The organism is Bartonella ancashensis, assembly GCF_001281405.1.
Taxonomy (GTDB): Bacteria; Pseudomonadota; Alphaproteobacteria; order Rhizobiales; family Rhizobiaceae; genus Bartonella; species Bartonella ancashensis.
Genome location: NZ_CP010401.1, coordinates 1283181 through 1305458 on the forward strand (window position 1 = coordinate 1283181; position 22278 = coordinate 1305458).

The window sequence follows — 22278 nt, forward strand, 5'->3', positions numbered from 1 at the left end:
ACTATCATGGAAAAGCATCAAGTAATAAGCTGCAATATGAATTGTATAATCTTACAAAGTTTCCAACGAAAAATTCCGTGTAAAACTGCACTGAATACAATATCGTAATATTTCCATGAGCAAAATAAATCTCACGGCTACTGTCCCAGATACGCGATAAAACAATTATAAAAAAATCCTGGTAACTACAAAACTTTATACAGTACCTTCAACCATTTATTAGTAACAATTACGCCTCTATAAATTTTATGGGTTCACCTTGTGAAGGTGTTACAATGTCCCCTTCCCACATAACCCGCATACCACGAATGATTGTGCCAACGGGCCACCCCTTAACTTTTTGACCATCATAAGGCGTCCAACCCGCACGCGAACCAATTTTTGCGTTGGTTATGGTCTCTTCTCTCTTAAGATCAACAATCGTTAAATCAGCGTCATATCCGACAGCAATACGCCCTTTGCACTTTATTCCAAAAACACGATGAGGACCATGTGATGTAAGATCGACAAAACGTTCAAGAGATAACCTTCCCTCATTTACGTAATTCAGCATAATAGGTACTGATGTTTGTACACCTGTCATACCTGACGGAGATAAAGGATAAGATCTACGTTTTTCTTCAAGAGTGTGAGGTGCATGATCAGAACCTAAAACATCAATAATACCTTGCTGAACACCATACCAAAGAATCTCATTATGATGACTTGCACGAATAGGTGGATTCATCTGAACGAGTGTACCTAATCTTCGATAATCTTCAGAAGTCAAGGTTAAGTGATGATGTGTTACCTCAACCGTTGTGATATCTTTATGATTTCTTAGAAAATCAATTTCTTCTGCTGTAGAAAGATGCAATATATGAATGCGTGCCCTTGCTTCACGTGCAATTGTAACTAAACGCTGTGTACATTTGAGAGCAACGACCTCATCACGCCAAACTGGATGTGATGATACATCGCCATCAACACAAAAAATTTTACGTTCATTAAGACGCACCTCATCTTCAGAATGAAATGCTACACGACGGCGTGCATGCTGTAAAATGAGACGCACACTTTCATCATCATCAACCAAGAGATCACCCGTGGAAGATCCCATAAATACTTTAATTCCTGCAGAACCAGGAAGCCTTTCTAATTCAGCTAATTCATGTGTATTTTCACGCGTTCCTCCAACCCAAAACGCAAAATCACAGTGCATCCGATGAAATCCACGTTTAACTTTATCAGCTAATGCACCCTCTGATGTGGTCATAGGATATGTATTAGGCATCTCAAACACAGCTGTGATTCCGCCTAAAACAGCTGAGCGAGAGCCACTTTCTAAATCTTCCTTATGTTCATTACCCGGTTCACGGAAATGAACTTGGCTATCTATAATACCAGGGACAATGTGAAGCCCCGTACAATCAATAACTTCATCAGCAGATGCATGAGTAAGATCACCAATCTCAGCAATACGGCCATTTGTTACACCTATATCACGGTTACCTATCCCATCATGATTAACAAGTGTTGCACCTTTAAAAATTGTATCAAATGTTTTAAACATGTTAGCAGTGCCTCTTAAATGTGTTACCTTTACCGATTATGGAACTCTGAGCAGAAAGGCAATAACTATGCTCAAAAAACAAAATATTATTTTCTTAAAAAATCGGAAAATCATTAAAATAACAGGTGAAGATGCAACAGATTTTCTCCAAAGCCTTATCACTACAGATGTCAAAATGATAGAAGCACAAAAACTTCTCCCCGGCGCTCTTCTATCTCCACAAGGCAAAGTTACCGCTGATTTTTTAATCGGAAAAATAGATCAAGGTTATATTATCGATATTGCTGAATCTTTAGCTGACGCTTTTCAACGACGCCTCCTCATGTATAAATTGCAAAAAAAAATAGATATTACGAAGCCATTACAAGAAGTTATAACGATTTCTTGGCAAACTGAAATAAGTCCTTATGATTTTAATTTAGTTTTTTTGATAACAGGTTCCCAGAAAAGGAAAAAATTGTCAGAATATATGGATATACTCCTCCCCCTGATACCAGAACATGATAATGATTGGCACAAAATACGTATCCGTTATGCAATTACAGAAAGTAGCCAGGATTATGAAATAGGAAAAGTATTTCCCCATGATATTAATTACGATCAAATTGATGGAGTATCCTTCAATAAAGGGTGTTACATTGGACAAGAAATCGTTTCACGAATGCATCATCGAAGAACAGCTCGCCGCCGCATTCTGATCGTAAAAGGCCAAAATCTCTTAATGCCAAGAGCCGATATTAAAGCAGGAAATAAAGTACTCGGACAACTAGGAACATGTGTTGAAAATGAGGCCTTAGTTCTAATGCGCATCGACCATGTCAAAGATGCCATGACACAAGAAATTCCATTAACCGTCAATAATCATCCCGTGACAGTAAGTATCCCTGAAAATGTGAATTTTTCTTTCCCCTGAAATACCGTAACGACTAGCCACTTTAAAAAAATCATACAGATGAATGAGCTTCTCCTTATAAAAATACTCTCTAATCAACAGCTCAAACTTTTTTAAATTTTCTCTTGTTAACGTGAATATAGTGACTGTAGCCTTATTCGTTTTTCATATTAAAATGATTGTACAAGAAATAAAATGCATTTACCACGTACTACATTCAAAATATCCACTCTGAGCAAAGAAAATATTTTGTAAAGATCTACCTTTAATTCTCACATGACGCATATTTCCTTTTTTCATGCCAATCTTACGCTACTTTTACACGATTAGCATCCATTATAAACCCTTAACATAAGAGAATCTTCCTTTACGTAGGATTTTGCCTTCTGCTCTTAATTTGTAACCGGATATTGCATAAAAAATTGGAAGAAACTTTCTAGCGCAATTTAATAAGACTAAAATCTAAAGAGCATTACAGATTCATAAAAATCATCATCCCTTTATGTGTAAATTCTGAAAAAAATTTATTCATACCCTCACTTGCCCTGATAAAAGCGATAAAAACAAACTTCCCCTTGCGAGCATATTATCTGACCGTAACACTACCCTGTTCTTACTGCAACAATACGTGAAATTGAATCTTATCCCGAAACTATCAAAATATTACATATGCTGCTTACTGCAAAAGTAATGCAAAAATTTGGAATAAAGAACACATGATCAAAGACTTATTTACCAAACAACAAAGCGAGAATTTTGATATTTTTTCATAATTCTACTTAAACTTGTAAACCTCTGCATCGGATGGAAAAGCACGTGATTGAACATCTTCTGCATAATTTTTAATTGCCATCTCCATCGCTTGTTCAAGAGCACCGTAGCGACGCACAAATTTTGGTACCCAAGAACCATATCCTAACATGTCTTCCATTACTAAAATTTGTCCATCACATTGATTAGAGGCACCAATACCAATTGTGGGAATAGAGAGACTCTCCGTAAGTTTTACAGCCAGAGATTCTACTATACCTTCTAACACTACAGCAAAAGAACCAGCACTTTCAATAGCTGCCGCATCAGCTTCAATCCTACTCCAATCATCTTTATCGCGCCCTTGTGTTTTAAAACCACCAAAGCAATTCACTCCTTGTGGGGTGAGACCAATATGACTCATAACTGGAATGCCACGTTTGCATAAAAAATCGATTGTTTCAGCCATATGAATACCACCTTCAAGCTTAACCGCGCTACAACCCGTCTCTGCAATAATGTGTGAAGCATTAGAAAAAGCTTGTTCCGGACTCTCTTCATAAGAACCAAAAGGCATATCTACGACTACAAGCGCGCGCTGAGATCCGCGCATAACCGCCTTTCCATGCATAATCATCATATCCACGCTCACAGGTAATGTTGTATCAAATCCATGCACAACCATACCCACACTGTCACCAACTAAAAGAAAATCACAATATGGATCAGCAATCCGTGCACTATAAGCTTGGTACGCTGTCAAAGAAACAATAGGCTTTTGCCTCTTTCTTGATCGTATGTCAGAAACAGTAACCCGCTTTATCGCCTTATGTGCGCTCATCTTTGCAATCTCCTACCATAATACGTATTGATCAATCAGTCTAACTGTACCAAAACGAACAGTCAGCAATAGAACTGCAGGCACACTCAACTTCCCCTTAACAGCACTTAAATTTTCTATGTCTCGCAGATCTACTGCCTCAACAACAGCACGTGTTTCCCTTTTTATAATGTTACGAGCTGTCTGACACAAAACATTAACCGATCTCTCACCCTGATCGTAGAGACTCTTAACAGCTTTCCCACTTTCAGGAATAATCACTGCAGCTTTGCGATCTTCTGGTGTTAAAAGCCTATTACGTGAAGAGCTTGCGACACCATCTGCATCACGTAAAGTAGGAACTCCAATAATTTCAACAGGAAAAGCTAAATCTTCAACCATGCGACGAATAATCAAAAGCTGCTGGAAATCCTTTTCTCCGAAAAAAGCTCTATCTGGTTGAACAATATTAAAAAATTTTGCGACAACACTAGTGACACCACAAAAATGTCCTGGACGCAATTTCCCCATTAAGACACATGACAATTTTTCTACATTTACAACTGTTTGATTTCCTAGTGGCCACATTTCTTCCACGGAAGGCGCAAAAACATAATCAACATCTTTTTTCCCTAGTAAAGCACAATCTCCTGGAAGATCTCTTGGATATTTCTCAAAATCTTCACAAGGGGAAAACTGTTTTGGATTAACAAAAATGGAGACTAATACGCGATCACACATCTCCTTTGCTTTCTGTACCAGCGTCAAGTGCCCCTCATGCAAAGCCCCCATAGTCGGTACAAAACCTATTGAAAACCCAAAACATCGCTCTTCTGAAAGATGCTGACGTACCTCAGTAACTGTTTTTAAAATGCGCATGACTACGTTCTATCCATTCCCACAAAATTAATTTACTGGTATTTTTGGACGGAATTTTTCCTCAAATAACCGCACAAAACTGGCACGCGCTTGTGGCTGTTTTATACCTCGTGATTCCCAAACATGACGCGCTAAAAAAAAACCCGTAAGGATGAAGCCATTCTTTATATCATCAAAACAAACAGAATACTCTACCTTCCGTACCAAAAATTGCGGCAAAAGTAAAAGTTTATCTTTCCAAGGCTTCCCTATCTCATCACATACAGCACGCCCTGATTTTGGTGATACATAATGAAGCCTTTCCTTACAACCTGTCACCGCACAATGAAACAAATCAAGACCAAAACCAAGTTCTTCTAAGAGACGTATTTCAAAGCGCACAAGCAACTCAGCATTTGTAAATAATTCACCAAAATTTTGCATAAAGAGGTGCAGCATATCGTAGAGATATGGATGGGGATCACGCTCAGGAAGAAGACGAAAATGAGAAACCATTAACTGAAAAGCATACAGCGCTTCCGGTATAAAAATTAATCGTGAAGCGTACGAATCAACGATTTCAACTTTAAAAAGACCCAAATGTTCATCTAAACGTGCCCACCATTCAACCTCAACAAAATTTCCTGGCTGGAGAAGAGAAGCCATACGACGAGAACGCCCTCCTTTGACTACCCCAACATGACGCCCGTGTTGCTGTGTTATAACTTCAAGGATAACGCTTGTTTCACCATGCTGGCGCATACCTAGAATAAATGCTCGTTCTTTCCATTTCATCGTATCAAGAAAAATCTGAAATCATATCGCGATAGCGCTCTGGATTAGAATCCCAATTACTGCGTACCTTTACAAATAAAAAAAGATGCACCTTCTGTTCTAAAATTTTTGCTATTTCTTTACGGGATGCCTGACCAACTGCCTTAATTGTTTGTCCACTTGCTCCTAAAATGATCTTTCTTTGGCTTTCACGCTCCACATATATAACCTGGCTAATCTTAACTGAACCATCCAAACGCTCTTCCCAACTTTCTGTTTCGACTGTCAAAGAATACGGCAGTTCTTCATGAAGACGAAGAAAAAGTTTCTCACGTGTAATTTCAGAAGCAAGCTGATGCATTGGCATATCCGAAATTTGATCTTCTGGATAATACCACGGTCCCAACTGCATTGTCTTACCGAGATAGTGAAGAAGATCTTTGCAACCAGAGCCATTTAAAGCTGAAATCATAAATACCTGTAAAAAATTTACCCGCTCATTTATTTTCATCGTCAAAGCTAAAAGGGACGACTTAGAAACAATATCAATTTTATTAAGGACAAGAATCTTATCCTTTTTGATATTTTCCAAAACATCCAACATCGCATTGACTTCATCCGAAAGGCCACTTTGAACATCAATCAAAACTAAAAGAACATCAGCCCCCTTAATCCCTCCCCAAGCAGCAGACACCATAGCGCGTTCTAACCGCTTACGAGGATGGAAAATACCTGGTGTATCAATCAAAACAATCTGTGTTTTTTCATAAATGACAATACCACGCACCAAAGTGCGTGTCGTTTGCACCTTATGAGTTACAATCGAAACCTTTGCTTTAACGAGTTGATTAACTAACGTTGATTTACCAGCATTAGAAACCCCCACAAGCGCGACAAAACCACAGCGCGTTTCTTCAACATCATTCATAGTTGTCCTTTATCACCCGATTCCCAAACACCTTCCCGTCGCAAAATCTTCTCGGCAGCAGCTCTTTCAGCATGTCGCTTAGAACTTCCTTGACCAACCTCCGATACAAAACCAGAAACACTTACCTCTACTAAAAAAACAGGATCATGATCCGGCCCAGAACGCTGAATAACTCTATATATAGGTTGCACACCATTTTGTATATGCGCCCATTCTTGCAACTCTGTCTTTGCATCACGCCGACTGGCATCCATTTTCCTTGCTCGATCTTGCCAATATCTCTGAACGAAACGACGGACACTTTCGAGTCCTCCTTCAAGATATATTACTGCAATCAAAGCCTCAACAACATCAGCATACATATTAGCTAGACGACGCTCTTCCAAATTTCTCATTTCAAAGCCAACATAAATCATATCAGGTAAATTCATTTCCTGTGCAATCTCAGAACATGTCTGTGCATTTACCAGACCATTTAAACGCACCGATAACTCACCTTCACTAGCCTCAGGAAAAAGATGGTGGAGCATTTCTGCAATAACGAGTCCTAAAACCCTATCACCTAAAAATTCTAGCCGCTCATAATTACCCTGCTTTGAATTCTGAACGCTGGAGTGTGTTAACGCCTTTTTTAATTGATCTTCATCCCTAAAATCATGCCCTGTCAATTTTTTGAGATGATCAGTGCTATGACGTTTCATCTTCGAATTCCTACTCACTCAGCGAAAAATCGTGAACAGTGTGAATAAAAGACAACAAACGCTTCCAACGGACATCAAAAGGCCAACGCCAAATTTGCCAAGCATATGAACCATTGCTAATAGAGAAAAAAATCAAATTTGCTCGACCAACAAGATTTTCTTCCGGGACATATCCCACACTCAGCCGACTATCGTCTGAATTATGACGGTTATCACCTATCATGAAATAATGCCCTGGAGGAACTTCAAAGACCCTCGTATTATCAACCTGTGGGAAATAGCCTAAACTCAAAGTATCATACCTGATACCGTTAGGCATTGTTTCTCGATAAACATCAACTGGGCGATCAAGTTCCGTTATATCAGGATCACTAATCTGCCCTATAAATTGACGCAGAACAGCTTTATCATTGACATAAAGAACACCCTGCCGCATCTGAATACGATCCCCTGGCAATCCAACAACGCGCTTAATATAGTCAATGTCCGTATTACTAGGCAAACGAAAAACTAAAACATCTCCGCGTTCTGGTTGGGATGCCCAGACACGTCCTTTAAAAAGAGGAAGAGAAAAGGGAAAAGAAAATCGGGAATATCCATATGAATATTTCGAAACAAACAAATAGTCTCCTACCAATAAAGTAGGACGCATTGAACCTGATGGAATAGTAAATGGTTGAAAAAGAAATGTACGAATAAGCGCTGCCCAAAAAAAAGCTTGAATCAAAACCGAAATAAACTCAAGGATCCCACCTTTCCCCTTTTTTTCTTGCATTACTTCTTCTTGATTCATCACTTGCTACCTTCCTTACAGATGAAACCCATCTTCACCTAAAATCATAGTTCCTAAATAATAAAAACACAATCTCTCAAATATCTACTTACATGAAAGCGCCTCTATAATAACGAATGCCTGCGCCCAAGGGAAATCATCTGTTAGACTTAGATGTATGATAGCCTCATGTTTAGGTGGCAATAACTTTTGTAATCGTGAGTATGCATAATTAGTTAACTTCATTGTCGGTTTACCAGATGGTAAATTAACAACTCCTATATCCTTCCAACTAACACCACAAGAAAACCCTGTCCCTAGAGCCTTAGCACAAGCCTCTTTAGCAGCAAACCTTTTAGCATAAGAACAAGAACTTCTACGAAGACCATTAGATTTACTTTGTTCAGCATCTGTAAAAATACGCTGAATGAAACGATCACCGTAGCGAGCTAACATTTTCTCAACACGTCTTATATCAATTATATCGCTACCAAGGCCAACGATCATAAAATACGTCCCTTATTATTTTGCAATAAATACAATTTTTGCATTATCTCCTGGTTCCTCTTTTTTGGAAACGAGTCACCACTCTATAGATGCCTACGTAAGACAAACTTCCAAAAATAAAACCCAAAAAAGTACCACCCACAATCATCGGCACCAGAATCAAGTCCCACGTGCGTAAAAAAAACAACCACGCCTGAGAAAATGTCAAATTATTGAACATCATGCTAATTTGAGAAAAAGATATCGCATCACCAGAATCAAAAGACCATAAAAGGAGATGCCCTACTTTATAATCAGCGGCAATAATGAAAAAAAACGTCAGCGGATTCGAAAAAATAGTTCCTATAACTGCTGCAGTAAAATTACCGCGAAAAACCCAAGAAAAAAACACCGCCAGAATGATATGCAATCCTAGAAAGGGAGAAAAAGCTGAAAAAACTCCCATAGAAAACCCTAACGCTACCCTATGAGGCTCTGCTGATATACACAAAACACGCCTATACATATAGCGAAAAAACGAGCAATGTCGCTGAACAAAACCCCACACCCGCTCTCCAAGAGCTACTAACTTTCGATGATCAAAAAGCATGCAATGCTCACATATTCTCCCGTGTACAAAACCTCCCACGCACACACAATGATTCTAGACAACATCACCCAAATTTTACATAAAAATAAAAGTAAATAAAGGTAATTAAATATTTCTACTCCCTAATTTGACAGCTGGAAGCACGGAAAGTTCTGTAGGCAATGCATCAGCATCATAAGACTCTATTTCATACTCAGCTAACGCAATCAATGGCACTCCAACGTCAACATTTCCACCAGAACGGTCAAGTATACATGCGCTTGCGACAACATCTGCTCCTGCCAAAATGAGAGCTTCTATTGTCTCGCGAATAGAAAGACCCGTTGTTACAATATCTTCAACAATAACAACTCTTGCACCTTTTTTAATTTCAAAACGACGCAAACGGAATACACCATTCTCACGCTCTACCCAAAGAGACGGCACTCCTAAATGACGCGATGTTTCATATGCAGGAATAAGACCACCAATCGCAGGACCAACTACATAATCTATCGTTCCTTTAACGTGACTTTTGATTTTTTGGGCGAGACTGTAGCACAATTTTTCTGTCAACTCAGCATGCATAAATACTCTTGCTTTGTGGATATAAACAGCACTATGACGACCAGACGTTAAAATAAAATGTCCATGTAAAATAGCATTTGCTTGTTTAAAAATATCAATTACACCTTGCGTATTCATTCTAAAATCTCTTACTTCATCCATGTACTCGACGTGCTACACTAACAGAACTTGATTCTTTTAACTGAGATAGAATCCGATTCAAATACTTTAAATCCCAGACCTCCAAATCGATTATAATTTCTGTAAAATCTGGTGCCATGCGGATTAATGATAAATTTTGGATATTTGCATCATTAGCAAAAATGATCTGAGAAATTTCAGCCAATGAACCAGGATTATTAATAGCTAACACATTGATTCTGGAAGGAAAACGCTCATCCATCTCGGCATTGATATCCCAGCGCACATCAATCCAGCGCTCCGGCTGATCATCATAAGCCATTAAAGATGGAGATTGAATAGGATAAATAATAATACCTGCACCTGGCTGCATAATGCCAACAATCCGATCCCCTGGAACAGCACCTTCGGGAGAAAATCGCACTGGAATATCTCCACTAATGCCTCGAATGGGAAGCTCTTTACGTTGATGTTCTCCTTCTAAAGTCTTATCCTTTTCATTTTCAGGAACCTTAAAAATCATACCTTGTGCGTTTTCAATATTAAACCACCCATCTTCTTCAGGTTTAAAAGATAATCTTTGAATCAACCGTTGGTCTTGGTAATCTGGATAAATCGCCTTGATAACATCAGAAGCCTGCAACTCCCCACAACCAACAGATGCCAACACATCTTCTACATCTTTACGAGCCAAACGGTGTAAAAATTTCTGCAAAACATCCTTAGAAAATTGTTTTCCTGCACATTCAAATGAACGTTCAAGAACACGGTACCCAAGCTCCGAATATTGCTTACGAACCGCTGCACGTGTCGCTCGACGGATTGCTGAACGTGCCTTCCCTGTTACAACAAGAAACTCCCACGCAGCTGGTGGAACTCGAACCTGTGCACGAATAATATCAACTTCATCACCATTTTTTAACTTGGTCATCAAAGGCATAACACAACCATTAGTCTTTACCCCAACACAGGAATTACCTATATCAGTATGAACAGCGTAAGCAAAATCAATGGGTATGGCGCCCTTTGGCAAGGCAATTAACCGTCCTTTTGGCGTAAAACAAAAAACCTGATCTTGAAAAAGTTCAAGCTTCGTATGCTCTAAAAACTCTTCAGGATTGTCCCCATCCAATAAAGCCTGAATTGTTTGACACAACCATGCATAGGCATTCATCTCATTCAAAAATTTTGGAATCGAATGATTAGCTCCATAATCCCTGTAAATGGAATGCGCTGCTACACCATATTCTGCGATTTTATCCATGATATTCGTTCTAATTTGCAATTCAACACGTTGCCGTGAAGGGCCAACAATTGTCGTATGAATTGAACGATAACCATTTTGTTTAGGTGTTGAAATATAGTCCTTAAAACGTCCAGGAACCATCGACCACGTAGTATGGATAATTCCTAAAGCACGGTAGCAATCACAAACTGTTTCAACGATTACACGAAACCCAAAAATATCAGATAATTGCCCAAAGGATAAAGCTTTACTCTCCATTTTGCGAAAAACAGAATAAGGTCTTTTTTGGCGACTTTTGACATCAGCCTTGATGTTATGCTCGGAAAAAAGCTTCATTAACTCGTTTTCAATCGTAAAAAGCAAATCACGATTACGTTCCAAGAGATCAGAAAGCTTATCAGTGATAGCACTGTATCCTTCTGGATTTAAATAGAAAAAGGATAGGTCTTCCAATTCTTCTCGCATATCTTGCATCCCCATACGACCAGCAAGAGGTGCATAAATATCCATTGTTTCTTCAGCAATCCAGCGACGCTTATCATCGCACATGACTCCAAGAGTACGCATATTATGGAGACGATCTGCTAACTTAACTAAAAGAACGCGAAAATCATCTGAAATCGCAATAAGCAGTTTTCGCAAATTTTCTGCCTGTACAGCTTTCTTTGACACAAAATCAAGCTTTTTAAGCTTAGTGAGCCCTTCAACCAACTTACCAATTTCAGATCCAAAAAGATGGTCAATTTCTGCCCTTGTAGCGTCTGTATCCTCGATCGTATCATGTAGGAGAGCAACCACAATTGTAGCTTCATCCAAACGCATATCCGTTAAAATAGCAGCCACTTCAAGAGGATGAGAAAAATAAAGATCACCAGAAGCACGCTTCTGACGACCATGCTTCTGCATTGCATAGACATATGCTTTCTTCAATAAAGCTTCATTGACGTTAGGCTTATAATGCCGAATACGCTCAACAAGCTCATACTGATGCATCATACAAGCATATCCTCAACAACTCCACACACAAAGCACTGCCAAACATTACCCATACAGATGTAAAACGAAAACACAGAGAAAGAAATAGCCTACGATACTTTACTTTCTTGCTAGATAGCAATATCAGTAATCATCGCTCTTTTCTGGAACAACCAAACCCTCAATACCAGCTAAAAGATCTTCTTCTGTCATATAATCAAACGAACAGTTCTCTTCTTCTGACGAAGCACCTAAAGCTTCAGACTTTCCTGAATGGGAAATAAAATCAGTGACCGTCTCTGGTTCATCTACTTCTACATGCTTTTGCAATGAATGAATGAGGTCTTCTTTCAAATCAGCAGGAGACAAAATTTCATCCGCTATCTCACGCAAAGCCACAACCGGATTTTTGTCATTATCACGATCAACAGTAATCTGTGCTCCCTGTGAAATCTGACGAGCACGATGCCCAGCCAAAAGTACTAACTCAAAACGATTATCAACCTTATCGAGACAATCTTCTACTGTCACGCGAGCCATTCCTGCCCCTTTCTACAAAGTTCAAAAACCCAACAACCAACAAAATTATACATTGTATTCTAAAGGAAAAATTAAAAAAACAACACTGTCTCCTAATATTTTTCCAGAAAATATTACTCCTATAGCTGCCCCATAAATGACATCCTAAGATATCATTTATTCTGCAAAACTATGTTTTGCGCTAAAAGTTACATAATTTTCTGAATATTAATTGGGTTGTTCAAATTTTCAATTCTCACTCCAGCATACTCAACATTTTAAAATTTTCTCAGAGCTGTCGCTATTTTTATCATTACTGCAAACAAAAACAACCCCATTTTCTTGGCAAAAATTTATATTTTTAAAAAAATATCTAAACAAAATTGTTTTTAATGCATAAAATAATCAGTGACATCTTTTACTAAACTACACTATAAGATGCTCCTCATTAGCATAAAGGTTGGGACTCATCATGTTATCCAATGACACTACGGTAGATTAACTCAGAGGTGACGGATATTCACAATGACAGTTCATGAACGAATACAACTTTTTTGCCTGGAACCACCTTCAAATTGTAATTTATGTCCACGTCTCCATAATTTTATCGCTCATTGGCGCTTAAAAGAACCCCACTGGCATAACGCACCTGTAAGTCCTTTTTTTCCTTATAGGGGTGCGGAAACAACGCGCCTCCTCATCGTGGGACTGGCCCCTGGATTGCGTGGAGCAAATAGAACTGGACGCCCTTTTACAGGTGACTATGCCGGTCAGCTTCTTTATTCTACTCTGAAAAAGTTTAGTTTTGCTCGAGGGAATTTTGAAGAACGGATCGATGATACCCTAGAACTCATCGATACGACAATAGTCAATTCAGTTCGTTGTGTTCCCCCAGAAAATAAACCTTCTAGTACCGAAATTAACACTTGTCGATCTTTCTTCTCACCTCTTTTCGAAAATCTTCCTAAACTTCAAGCTGTTATCACCCTCGGAAATATTGCTCATCTTTCAACCATACGTGCCCTCAACGCACGAGCAACATCATACCCTTTTGGTCACGGAAAAACATACAACATAGGTAAATTACGTATTTTCTCAAGCTACCATTGTTCACGTTATAACACTAACACTGGTCGGCTGACGAATGCCATGTTTCATCAAATTTTTCACGACGCAAGAATGTACCTAGATCAACATTGCAACCACTAATATTAATATGACAAGAAAAAACGTGTCGTAATCAACCCTACAACCTATATTGCTTCAATAATTTTTCTTTTTCACGATTCCAATCACGTTTCTTTTCTGTTTCACGTTTATCGTGAAGCTTTTTACCACGTGCTAATGCGATCTCCAATTTGACACGTCCTCGTTCATTAAAATAAATTCTCAGCGGAACAATGGTCATCCCTTCACGAGAAACTGCATTGAAGAAACGTGCCATTTCACGAGATGATATGAGTAATTTTCGCAAACGACGCGGTTCATGATTAAATCGGTTTGCTTGCTCATATTCAGGGATATGACTATTAACTAACCATAATTCCCCATATTCAAAACTAGCATAACTCTCAGCAATATTAGCATGATTAGAACGCAAAGACTTAACTTCTGTTCCATGAAGCACAAGACCAGCCTCAAGATGCTCGAAAAGTTCAAAATTAAAACGCGCCTTGCGATTCTCCGCGATTACCTTACGTATTGGTAGATTTTTTCTTTTATTCATAACCACTTTAACATAATTTTACTCTTCAATGAGGCCAGCATATTGCAAAGCCGCATCAATCATCCTCTTGGTGCTGTCTTCTAGTGGAACGATCGGTAAACGAACAACATCAAGACAAATTCCTAACCGTGCAGCTGCATATTTAATGCCTGCAGGATTCGGCTCAACAAATATAGCGTGATTAAGAGGTGTCAAACGATCATTGAGTTCTAGCGCCGTCCTATAATCACCACGGAGACACGCGGAATAAAGCTCTACACAAAGCTTCGGAGCTACATTAGATGAAACGGAAATACATCCAACGCCTCCATGAGCATTAAATCCCAACGCTGTGCGATCATCTCCAGAAAGCTGTGCAAAAACTTTCCCACATTTTTCTCGTTGCTCACCCACTCGCTCAATTCTACTCGTCGCATCCTTAACACCAACGATATTTTTAAAATTCTTAGAAAGCTCTCCCATAGTTTCTACCGTCATATCAACAACAGAACGCCCTGGAATGTTGTAGATTACAATTGGAATAGAAACAGCTTTAGCAATAGTTGCAAAGTGAGCATATATCCCTCTTTGATTAGGCTTGTTGTAATAAGGAGTTACGACTAAAACCGCATCTGCGCCAGATTTTTCAGCATGCTGTGCAAGCTCTACAGCCTCATCTGTACTATTTGAACCTGCCCCTGCAACTACAGCAACGCGCCGGGCAACTTGCTCAACACATAACTCAACAACCCTCTTATGTTCCTCGTGATTTAAAGTAGGCGACTCACCTGTAGTCCCAACAGGAACTACACCATTGATACCTTGCTTAACCTGCCACTCAACAAAATCACAAAATGCCTTTTCATCAATGGAACAATCTTCGCGAAAAGGTGTAATAAGTGCGGTTAATGCTCCTCTGAGCATGATAAACTCCTTAGTAATACTCAATTTACCTGAAGTAATACCTTCAAAAATAGTGATTACAAAGCATAATTTTATTATAATAACTGAAACAAAGAAAATTTCACATATATTTCACCACCTTAAACATTTTTTAGAGAACTCATTGTTATATTGACACAAACTTTATTCTTTTTCGTTAAGATTCTCCGGTATGGGAAAAATTATAGGGGTTTATAGAGGCTAAATTGCAAGGTTTTTTCCCAATGTACTTACCGTTCACTTACTTTTTTATACGATCTTTGATAGCATTGATGCTTGTAGCAATTTTATCACCGAACGTATCTGCACAAAACCCCTTCATTCCTTCCATAGTACCAATCCCTTTACCTCGTCCTCACGTTTCTACAACAACAGTAAAAAATCTCAAAAAACCGTCCAAGCCCGCTCGTAATGAAAAAATATCTCCTGATACAACCAAGAACATTATCGTATCCAACCAACTCAAATCAGGCCTGAATGCTCTTGCAAATAATAATGTCATCCAAGCGATAGCTCTTCGCGATGTAATGGCAACAAATAGCCTCGACCGCCAAATTTTAACATGGGCAATTGGTGTATCAAATAACCCTAAAACTCCAAGCGCTGAATTGTTTAATACAATCAATGAATTAAAAGAATGGCCTGGTATAACCATCATACAAAGAAATGCTGAATATTCTTTTGCTAGTGAAACTCATTCTGCACAAAAGGTTATTCAATTTTTTTCCTATAACCCTCCTATTACAGCACAAGGTATGGCTGCCTTTATTAAGGCACTTGTTTCAACTGGAAAAACCTCTCGTGCACGACAGATCATTGCACCATGGTGGCATAAAACAAAGCTTACTGCAGAAGAAGAAAAGCTTATACTTAAGGAAACACACTCTATATTGAAACCTATTGATCACCTAAAACGCATGAAAATCATGCTTTATGCTAATCGTATCAACTCAGCTGAACGGGTTGCTGTATTAGCTCAAGCTCAATCTCTGTTTAAAGCTTTTGCTGCAGTTGAAAAAAATGACCCTAGAGCCGCACAAAAATTAAAAGCTGTTGATCAATCATGGCAAAAAGATCCTCTCCTGCAATTTGCGCAAATTCGATATTTGAGACGAACAGGACAATATAACGCTGCAGCAACACTCATGATGAGAGCACCACAAGACACAGAAAACCTTGTCGATCCTCATGCGTGGTGGATAGAACGACGTGCTATTTCTCGTGAAATGCTTGATCTAAATAAACCTCAAATTGCTTATCAACTTGTTGCACACGACACCGGCGCAGAGCCTTCATCAAAAATTGATGCTGCATTCCATGCAGGGTGGTATGCATTACAATTTTTGCGTGATCCTAAATTGGCCATGCAACATTTTACACATATACCCAAATTATCTTCAACACCCTTTCATACATCTCGTGGATATTACTGGATAGGACGAGCAGCAGAAAAATTAGGCAATCATCAAGATGCTCTTAATTATTTTCACCGCGCAGCTCATTTCAAAACAACATATTATGGTCAATTAGCAAACTCCAAGCTCAAAAGAACAAAACTCACAATCTCTTTTCCAAAACCTACACCTGAGGAACGACAGCGCTTTAGTGCGAGAAAATCTGTTCAGGCTATCAAAAAACTTGAAAAAATTGGTCAGACCCATTTGGCAAAAATTCTTTATAGTGAACTTAGCAAAATGATAAAAAGCAGAGGTGAATTAGCCCTCTTGGCTGTTATGGCAGAAAAAAAGGGGATTATTACACTAGCCTCAAGATCGGAAAAAACTCCCGTTCCACAAGATAATGATATTGATGCCCTCTCCTATCCTATAGGGGCCATTCCATCATCTGTCAATATTTCCACAACAAAGAAAGCACTCGTCTATGCCATTGCACGCCAAGAAAGTGAGTTTAACCCTAAAGCCGTATCAAAAGCAGGTGCTCAAGGCATGTTACAACTACTTCCCACAACAGCAAAAGAACTTGCTAATAAACATTCAATTCCTTGGTCTCAACAAAAATTAGCCAATGATGCCGGTTATAGTGCCACCCTGAGTGCTCATTTTTTGGATGAGCAGTTAAAACGTTTTAATGGATCTTTTGTATTAACTCTCGTTAGTTACAACGCAGGTCCCCGACGGGCAAATGAATGGATAGAACGCTATGGTGATCCCAGAGAGCAACCCATTGAGAAAGTGATCGACTGGATAGAACGTATTCCTTACATAGAAACCCGCCATTACATAATGCGTGTCATGGAAAATTATGGAATTTATAAAATGAGACTTGTCGGAACAATGGATATAAAAACGGACCTTGTTTCTGGGCATCCTGGGCATCTCAGATAACTAAACTCATTCGCTGAAAACAAATCTTATATCGGAAGTTGTAAAATTTGCCATAGTACAAAAATCGATTTACATACCTTTTGACAAAAGGAGACTGACTTTATTTTAGGTATCCATCCAAATGATGAAAGATTACCTTTTTGAAAAAGACCCCCTGCGTATCTAAAATCACAAATTACGTAAAACTAATTAAATATTAGAGACACTCTTATTTTTTCGTTTATATTCGAATACGGGGGAGGAGGAAAAGAAGCTCGTTGAAGTGCTACTATAGCTAAATGATCTAGTTCATTATTTCCGGAAGACTGCGCTATACGGTAAAAAACGACTTCTCCCTGTTCCTGCACCTTAAATTCTAACTGCACAATCCCATTTACATGGCGAATACGTTTTCGCATAAGGTATTTTTTTTGTCTTTCCAATTGTGCCTGCAACTTCGCAAACCACTGTGCCAACAAAGTATTATCGTACATTCTCGTACTATTGTGCTTACCAAAAGTAGATAATTGTGCAGTTTCTGTATGGCCTTTATTGCGTTGATTTTTTTGTGTTATTGATAATTCTTCTACCTTGCTCTCTTCCCCTACTTCGCTCTTTTCCTCCGGAAGAGATGCTTTTTTTTGAAACTCTTGCACTATAAAATCACTTCTGTTCGAAATAAATTCTTGTTCCTCAAAAGATTGAATCTCTTTTGATCCATCTTCATATGCAACTAACTCCAACATTTCTTGACTATCTTTCCCAAAATCTAAAAAATCGGAATGAAATTCTTCATCTAGATCGGACTGTGCACCCTCTTGCGTAAAAGTCAGCATAACCGTCGGAAAAAAAACATCTCCCTGTCTGCTCGCTACACTCATTTTGTGGAAATAAAATTGCATCCAAAATGCAAAATGCAGAAAAATAGCAACAAAAAATGCACATATCCAAACAACCGATAATCGTTCAATATTTGCATAACTCATAAACCTATCCATCCCCATTCTAACTCAGCTTTGCACGTGATTTCATTAAAGCAAGCTATTTTCAAATTGCAACTTTTTTCTTGACGATTTTTGTCGCATTTTATATGCTGCACTCATTGTTTTGCATTAACTTCTTAATATTGGTATTGTTCAGTTGATTAGGGTCTGACTATTCCCGAATGATCTTTTTGGTTTATGCGATGCTCTCTTGCGTTGGGAAGGAAGAATACTGGGATAGAAATTGTTTAGTTTATTTGATAAGGTTGTTGGTTTATCATGCAAGTCAAGTGGAAGAATTTTTATAGAAATTGTGTGGCTTTTGGTGTACTGTCTGTTGGAGCATCTTCGTTTGTTCTCGCGCAAAATAACGAAGACTCTGTGGTTGAACTGAAGCCAATTGTGATTGAGAGCGGTCGTGTAGATCCAAATGCAATAACGGTTCTAACAAACCGCAAAAATGTTCAGGATATTGATCAAAAGCAGATAGATGGCATCCATGATGTTAACCGCCTTGATCCTTCTATAACTTATAATGTAGCTAACGATAGTTTCGCCATTCGTGGTTTAGATGCCAACCGCATTTTAACACAAATTGATGGTATACCTCTTCCATGGTTAAGTGATGAGATCCGCGGTGTGAAGGGTGGTGCGTCAATGTTTGATATGAATGCCCTTTCTGCATTTGACATCGTTAAAGGTTCGGATTCTAGCCTGTATGGTTCTGGCGCATTAGGTGGAACCATTAACTTGCATACTCTCAATCCTGAAGACCTTCTTATTACTGAAAAGAATTGGGGCATGATAACGAAAGGTGGTTATAGTTCTATTGATAAGAGTTGGCGTCTAGATCAGGCTCTTGCAATGCGTGCTGATCAAACCCTTATTCTTTTTCAAGGGTCTGTAGTGGATGGTCATGAACGTAATAGTATGGGAACAATCGGTGGTTATGGGGAAGAGCGTACACATGCTAACCCTGCCAATTTTGACCGGAATAATATCCTTTTCAAGGTTCATCAATACCTTAGCAATAACCATAGGTTAGGTTTTGCTATGGAGCGTTTTAATTACAAGAAGGATACCCATTCTCTGAATGCTGCATCCACAATGTATGCTCCGGCATCTGTTCATGATGAAGATGATCGAGACCGTAAACGTTTTTCTCTCTACTATGATTACAATGGTGATGGGGATACTGTTTTTGATGCTTTTCATGGGCAGCTTTATTGGCAAGAGCAGTCAAGTGACCACGTAATGAGTGGACATAGGTTGCAGTCACCAAAAGGGAGATATCTAAGAGAAAATCTGATCCAAAATACGGTTTATGGTTTTAGTGCAAGTGGTGATTTGAAGAGATTTGGTACTAGCACGATAGGCAACACAGTGCGGTTTTCAGCAAATATCTTTGCATCTAAGTTTCATCAATATGCATATGGTGAAGATAATTGTCATTTGCCAGAAAATAAACGAGCATGTGTTTTTTTACGCACGAACATGTCGGATTCTCCAGACACAGATAGTACCGGTTTTGGTATAGCTTTTGAAGATGCGATTGATGTTCATGGTGGTCGTTTCCGCGTAATTCCTGGAATTCGTTATGATTGGTATGTGCATACCCCTCAGAAAACTTCCTCTTATGCTTATGCGCAAATAAGGGATTCTGAAGAAAACCCTCCGAAGAGAAGTTCTTCACGTTTTTCTCCAAAGTTACGGGTAGAGTGGGATGCAGACACTCAGGTAACGCTTTATGCTCAATGGGCGCAAGCTTTTCGCATGCCGAGTGTTTCAGAACTTTATGTCGCATATGCGAAACCTCCCATGTATTACGTGGTTGGAAATCCTGATCTAAAACCTGAAATCAGCAATGGATATGATTTTGGTATAAAATATGGTAATATTCATTGGGGCGGGGCTGTATCTCTTTTTGTAAATGACTATAAGGATTTTATTGAGCGTGTAGATAAAGGGCCGTCAGAAGAATTTATGCTTCAGCGTAATCACTACGTAAATCTCGCACATGTACGAATTCATGGTGTTGAAGCAGCAGTGCACTGGAACTTGAAGAATGGTTTTCATAGTAATTTTGGTGTTTCTTATGCCAAGGGAAGGGATCTTGATAAGAAACAAGATCTGAGCTCAATTCCACCATTGAAGTCGGTTGTTGGATTGGGATATGAAAAAGGGGGGAAATGGGGATTGGACGTTTTACTTACACTGGTTGCTGAAGACAACAATGTAAAGAATAAATCTTATTATGGGAAAGTTCCAGCTTATGGTCTTTTTGATGTGCTAAGTTGGTGGAAGCCTTTGGGAGAGAAAGGGCCTATTGTGCAAGCTGGTGTTTATAATCTTTTTGACAAAAAATATTGGAATGCGAGTGACCTTCCTGAAGCTTCTCCCAGAGGAGTCTCTCCCCTCCCTAAGGATTACTTTAGTCAACCTGGTCGTAATTTCAAGGTGTCCTTTGTGCAGAAGTTTTGATTTATGAGATTTTTGGTTATGAAAAATTTATAATGATGGAGGGGGGAGTTGTTGCGATTTTCTTGAATTGAGAATTAAGATAGGAGTTTTTGAATTTTCAATCTGTTAATTCTTAGCCGTTTTTCTAAACAGTAAGGATTTTCTTGGCGATGGGTTGGATTTATTATTCCGGGTAGTCTAATTTTATAAAGAATTAGATGTTTATGTAGTATTAAGGAAAATCCATGGCTTATACAGCAGAAGAGATCATTTGCTTACGTGAAGAAAAAAGAGATATGCGCAATCGTGATTTTGCGGCTTCTATTGGTATGTCTGAGGCGGAATTTGTTGCTGCTTATTGCACAATTGGACAAGCGAAGAGGTTGCGCCCTGACGTCGTTGCTTTTCTTGAGCATATGCCCAAAGTAGGGATGGTTATGGTTCTGACGCGCAATGATGTTGCTGTTCATGAAGTGACTGGGTGTTTTGAAAAGATTGTTCAAGGTGAACATGTTCTTTTGACACTCGGTGAGGTTGATTTACGCATCTTTCCTGAAAGATGGGAATTCTGCTTCGAATATGAAATGGTTATTGCTGGAAAACTTACGAAGAGCCTGCAATTTTTTGACAAGCACGGTACGGCTATTTTCAAAGTTTATTGCAAAGATGCGACAAACATTGAGGAATGGGATTTTCTTGTTGAGAAATTACTCCATACAGATCAGTCATTCAATCTTAGCATTCTTCCTGTTCCTCAGGCTGTATTAGAAAGTCCAACAGTATTGGATGTAGAAGATTTTCGTAATCGTTGGCGAAGAATGACAGATGTTCATCAACTTCATATGATCATTTCTGAATTTAAAATAAGTAGACATGACGCTGTTAAATATGCTGGTAGTGAATTTGCTAGCGAATTAGAAGTAGAATCCATTGAGATTATGCTGTGTGAGGCTGCGCAAAAAGGACTACCCATTATGTGTTTTGTTGGTAATAAGGGTTGTATCCAGATTTTTACTGGAAAAGTGGAAAATATAAAGAAAATGGGGCCTTGGCTTAATATTCTTGATCCAACTTTTAGCATGCATTTGTACACCTCAGAAATTGACAAGGCATGGCGTGTTCGTAAACCTACTAAAGATGGTTATGTTAATTCACTCGAAGTTTTTGATAAAAATGGCGAAATAATTATTCAATTCTTTGGCTTACGCAAAGAAGGACAACAAGAACGTGAAGATTGGCGTCTTTTGTTAAATAATTTGCCTTTGTATCAAGAAACAGCTACCGTTTAATGAAG

18 protein-coding genes and 2 pseudogenes are annotated in these 22278 nt (G+C 38.7%); 5 read left to right on the forward strand and 15 right to left on the reverse strand.

What is annotated here, in order from left to right; genetic code table 11:
* Positions 1–229: 229 nt before the first annotated feature.
* A complete protein-coding gene (locus PU02_RS05655) occupies positions 230–1552 on the reverse strand; it encodes a dihydroorotase (RefSeq protein WP_053944456.1) in 1323 nt (440 codons plus the stop codon).
* A gap of 67 nt (positions 1553–1619) precedes the next feature.
* On the opposite strand from PU02_RS05655, the pseudogene ygfZ reads away from it, so the two are divergent.
* A pseudogene (ygfZ, locus tag PU02_RS05660) lies at positions 1620–2465 on the forward strand (CAF17-like 4Fe-4S cluster assembly/insertion protein YgfZ).
* A 754-nt stretch (positions 2466–3219) separates the two neighbouring features.
* Here ygfZ and panB read toward each other — a convergent pair.
* From panB to rpoZ, 11 genes are all read right to left on the reverse strand, one after another.
* Positions 3220–4035, reverse strand: a complete 816-nt coding sequence (gene panB / locus PU02_RS05665; RefSeq protein WP_053944457.1) for a 3-methyl-2-oxobutanoate hydroxymethyltransferase — start codon at positions 4033–4035, stop codon at positions 3220–3222.
* A gap of 12 nt (positions 4036–4047) precedes the next feature.
* Positions 4048–4893 carry a pantoate--beta-alanine ligase gene (panC, locus tag PU02_RS05670; RefSeq protein ID WP_053944458.1) on the reverse strand — a complete coding sequence of 282 codons (846 nt, stop codon included), beginning with the start codon at positions 4891–4893 and terminating at the stop codon, positions 4048–4050.
* A gap of 27 nt (positions 4894–4920) precedes the next feature.
* Entirely contained in the window at positions 4921–5667 is a 747-nt protein-coding gene (recO, locus tag PU02_RS05675) for a DNA repair protein RecO (protein WP_053944459.1), read from the reverse strand.
* Between the two features lie 4 nt (positions 5668–5671).
* Complete coding sequence (gene era, locus PU02_RS05680) at positions 5672–6574, reverse strand: GTPase Era (protein ID WP_053944460.1); 903 nt, start codon at positions 6572–6574, stop codon at positions 5672–5674.
* Complete coding sequence (rnc, locus tag PU02_RS05685; RefSeq protein WP_053944461.1) at positions 6571–7275, reverse strand: ribonuclease III; 705 nt, start codon at positions 7273–7275, stop codon at positions 6571–6573. Before rnc ends, era begins: the two co-directional genes overlap by 4 nt.
* 10 nt (positions 7276–7285) lie before the next feature.
* Positions 7286–8068: a signal peptidase I gene (lepB, locus tag PU02_RS05690; protein WP_053944462.1), complete on the reverse strand. Its 783-nt coding sequence runs from the start codon at positions 8066–8068 to the stop codon at positions 7286–7288.
* Between the two features lie 84 nt (positions 8069–8152).
* Positions 8153–8554, reverse strand: a complete 402-nt coding sequence (acpS, locus tag PU02_RS05695; protein WP_053944463.1) for a holo-ACP synthase — start codon at positions 8552–8554, stop codon at positions 8153–8155.
* Between the two features lie 43 nt (positions 8555–8597).
* The gene (locus tag PU02_RS05700) at positions 8598–9143 is read right to left on the reverse strand and encodes a DUF2062 domain-containing protein (protein WP_053944464.1); all 546 of its coding nucleotides are present in this window, start codon (positions 9141–9143) and stop codon (positions 8598–8600) included.
* A gap of 105 nt (positions 9144–9248) precedes the next feature.
* Positions 9249–9827: an orotate phosphoribosyltransferase gene (pyrE, locus tag PU02_RS05705; RefSeq protein WP_053944684.1), complete on the reverse strand. Its 579-nt coding sequence runs from the start codon at positions 9825–9827 to the stop codon at positions 9249–9251.
* Positions 9828–9843: 16 nt separating this feature from the next.
* Entirely contained in the window at positions 9844–12072 is a 2229-nt protein-coding gene (locus PU02_RS05710) for a RelA/SpoT family protein (protein WP_053944465.1), read from the reverse strand.
* A gap of 123 nt (positions 12073–12195) precedes the next feature.
* Positions 12196–12591, reverse strand: a complete 396-nt coding sequence (gene rpoZ / locus PU02_RS05715) for a DNA-directed RNA polymerase subunit omega (protein WP_053944466.1) — start codon at positions 12589–12591, stop codon at positions 12196–12198.
* A gap of 504 nt (positions 12592–13095) precedes the next feature.
* Here rpoZ and PU02_RS05720 point away from each other — a divergent pair.
* Positions 13096–13779 (forward strand): uracil-DNA glycosylase, encoded by a 684-nt coding sequence (locus PU02_RS05720; RefSeq protein ID WP_053944467.1) that lies wholly within the window; start codon positions 13096–13098, stop codon positions 13777–13779.
* Positions 13780–13816: 37 nt separating this feature from the next.
* Here the strand turns inward: PU02_RS05720 and smpB are convergent, their stop codons facing one another.
* Both smpB and dapA read right to left on the reverse strand, forming a co-directional pair.
* On the reverse strand, positions 13817–14296 hold the full coding sequence (smpB, locus tag PU02_RS05725; protein WP_053944468.1) for an SsrA-binding protein SmpB: 480 nt from the start codon (positions 14294–14296) through the stop codon (positions 13817–13819).
* An 18-nt stretch (positions 14297–14314) separates the two neighbouring features.
* Positions 14315–15199, reverse strand: coding sequence for a 4-hydroxy-tetrahydrodipicolinate synthase (gene dapA / locus PU02_RS05730; protein WP_053944469.1), 885 nt, complete (start codon positions 15197–15199; stop codon positions 14315–14317).
* Positions 15200–15441: 242 nt separating this feature from the next.
* Here dapA and PU02_RS05735 point away from each other — a divergent pair.
* A pseudogene (locus tag PU02_RS05735) lies at positions 15442–17562 on the forward strand (lytic transglycosylase domain-containing protein).
* Positions 17563–17747: 185 nt separating this feature from the next.
* Here the strand turns inward: PU02_RS05735 and PU02_RS05740 are convergent.
* Complete coding sequence (locus PU02_RS05740) at positions 17748–18527, reverse strand: energy transducer TonB (protein WP_053944470.1); 780 nt, start codon at positions 18525–18527, stop codon at positions 17748–17750.
* Between the two features lie 276 nt (positions 18528–18803).
* Between PU02_RS05740 and PU02_RS05745 the strand changes: the two genes are divergently transcribed.
* Together PU02_RS05745 and PU02_RS05750 are read left to right on the forward strand one after the other, a co-directional pair.
* A complete protein-coding gene (locus PU02_RS05745; protein WP_053944471.1) occupies positions 18804–21005 on the forward strand; it encodes a TonB-dependent hemoglobin/transferrin/lactoferrin family receptor in 2202 nt (733 codons plus the stop codon).
* Between the two features lie 224 nt (positions 21006–21229).
* A complete protein-coding gene (locus PU02_RS05750; protein ID WP_053944472.1) occupies positions 21230–22273 on the forward strand; it encodes a hemin-degrading factor in 1044 nt (347 codons plus the stop codon).
* The last annotated feature ends 5 nt before the right edge of the window (positions 22274–22278 follow it).

What these genes read in the sequence shown, in the direction of transcription:
- PU02_RS05655 (WP_053944456.1), bottom strand. Translation starts at nt 1,552, where the DNA reads ATGTTTAAAACATTTGATACAATTTTTAAAGGTGCAACACTTGTTAAT.
- panB (WP_053944457.1), bottom strand. Translation starts at nt 4,035, where the DNA reads ATGAGCGCACATAAGGCGATAAAGCGGGTTACTGTTTCTGACATACGA.
- panC (WP_053944458.1), bottom strand. Translation starts at nt 4,893, where the DNA reads ATGCGCATTTTAAAAACAGTTACTGAGGTACGTCAGCATCTTTCAGAA.
- recO (WP_053944459.1), bottom strand. Translation starts at nt 5,667, where the DNA reads ATGAAATGGAAAGAACGAGCATTTATTCTAGGTATGCGCCAGCATGGT.
- era (WP_053944460.1), bottom strand. Translation starts at nt 6,574, where the DNA reads ATGAATGATGTTGAAGAAACGCGCTGTGGTTTTGTCGCGCTTGTGGGG.
- rnc (WP_053944461.1), bottom strand. Translation starts at nt 7,275, where the DNA reads ATGAAACGTCATAGCACTGATCATCTCAAAAAATTGACAGGGCATGAT.
- lepB (WP_053944462.1), bottom strand. Translation starts at nt 8,068, where the DNA reads ATGAATCAAGAAGAAGTAATGCAAGAAAAAAAGGGGAAAGGTGGGATC.
- acpS (WP_053944463.1), bottom strand. Translation starts at nt 8,554, where the DNA reads ATGATCGTTGGCCTTGGTAGCGATATAATTGATATAAGACGTGTTGAG.
- PU02_RS05700 (WP_053944464.1), bottom strand. Translation starts at nt 9,143, where the DNA reads ATGCTTTTTGATCATCGAAAGTTAGTAGCTCTTGGAGAGCGGGTGTGG.
- pyrE (WP_053944684.1), bottom strand. Translation starts at nt 9,827, where the DNA reads ATGAATACGCAAGGTGTAATTGATATTTTTAAACAAGCAAATGCTATT.
- PU02_RS05710 (WP_053944465.1), bottom strand. Translation starts at nt 12,072, where the DNA reads ATGATGCATCAGTATGAGCTTGTTGAGCGTATTCGGCATTATAAGCCT.
- rpoZ (WP_053944466.1), bottom strand. Translation starts at nt 12,591, where the DNA reads ATGGCTCGCGTGACAGTAGAAGATTGTCTCGATAAGGTTGATAATCGT.
- PU02_RS05720 (WP_053944467.1), top strand. Translation starts at nt 13,096, where the DNA reads ATGACAGTTCATGAACGAATACAACTTTTTTGCCTGGAACCACCTTCA.
- smpB (WP_053944468.1), bottom strand. Translation starts at nt 14,296, where the DNA reads ATGAATAAAAGAAAAAATCTACCAATACGTAAGGTAATCGCGGAGAAT.
- dapA (WP_053944469.1), bottom strand. Translation starts at nt 15,199, where the DNA reads ATGCTCAGAGGAGCATTAACCGCACTTATTACACCTTTTCGCGAAGAT.
- PU02_RS05740 (WP_053944470.1), bottom strand. Translation starts at nt 18,527, where the DNA reads ATGAGTTATGCAAATATTGAACGATTATCGGTTGTTTGGATATGTGCA.
- PU02_RS05745 (WP_053944471.1), top strand. Translation starts at nt 18,804, where the DNA reads ATGCAAGTCAAGTGGAAGAATTTTTATAGAAATTGTGTGGCTTTTGGT.
- PU02_RS05750 (WP_053944472.1), top strand. Translation starts at nt 21,230, where the DNA reads ATGGCTTATACAGCAGAAGAGATCATTTGCTTACGTGAAGAAAAAAGA.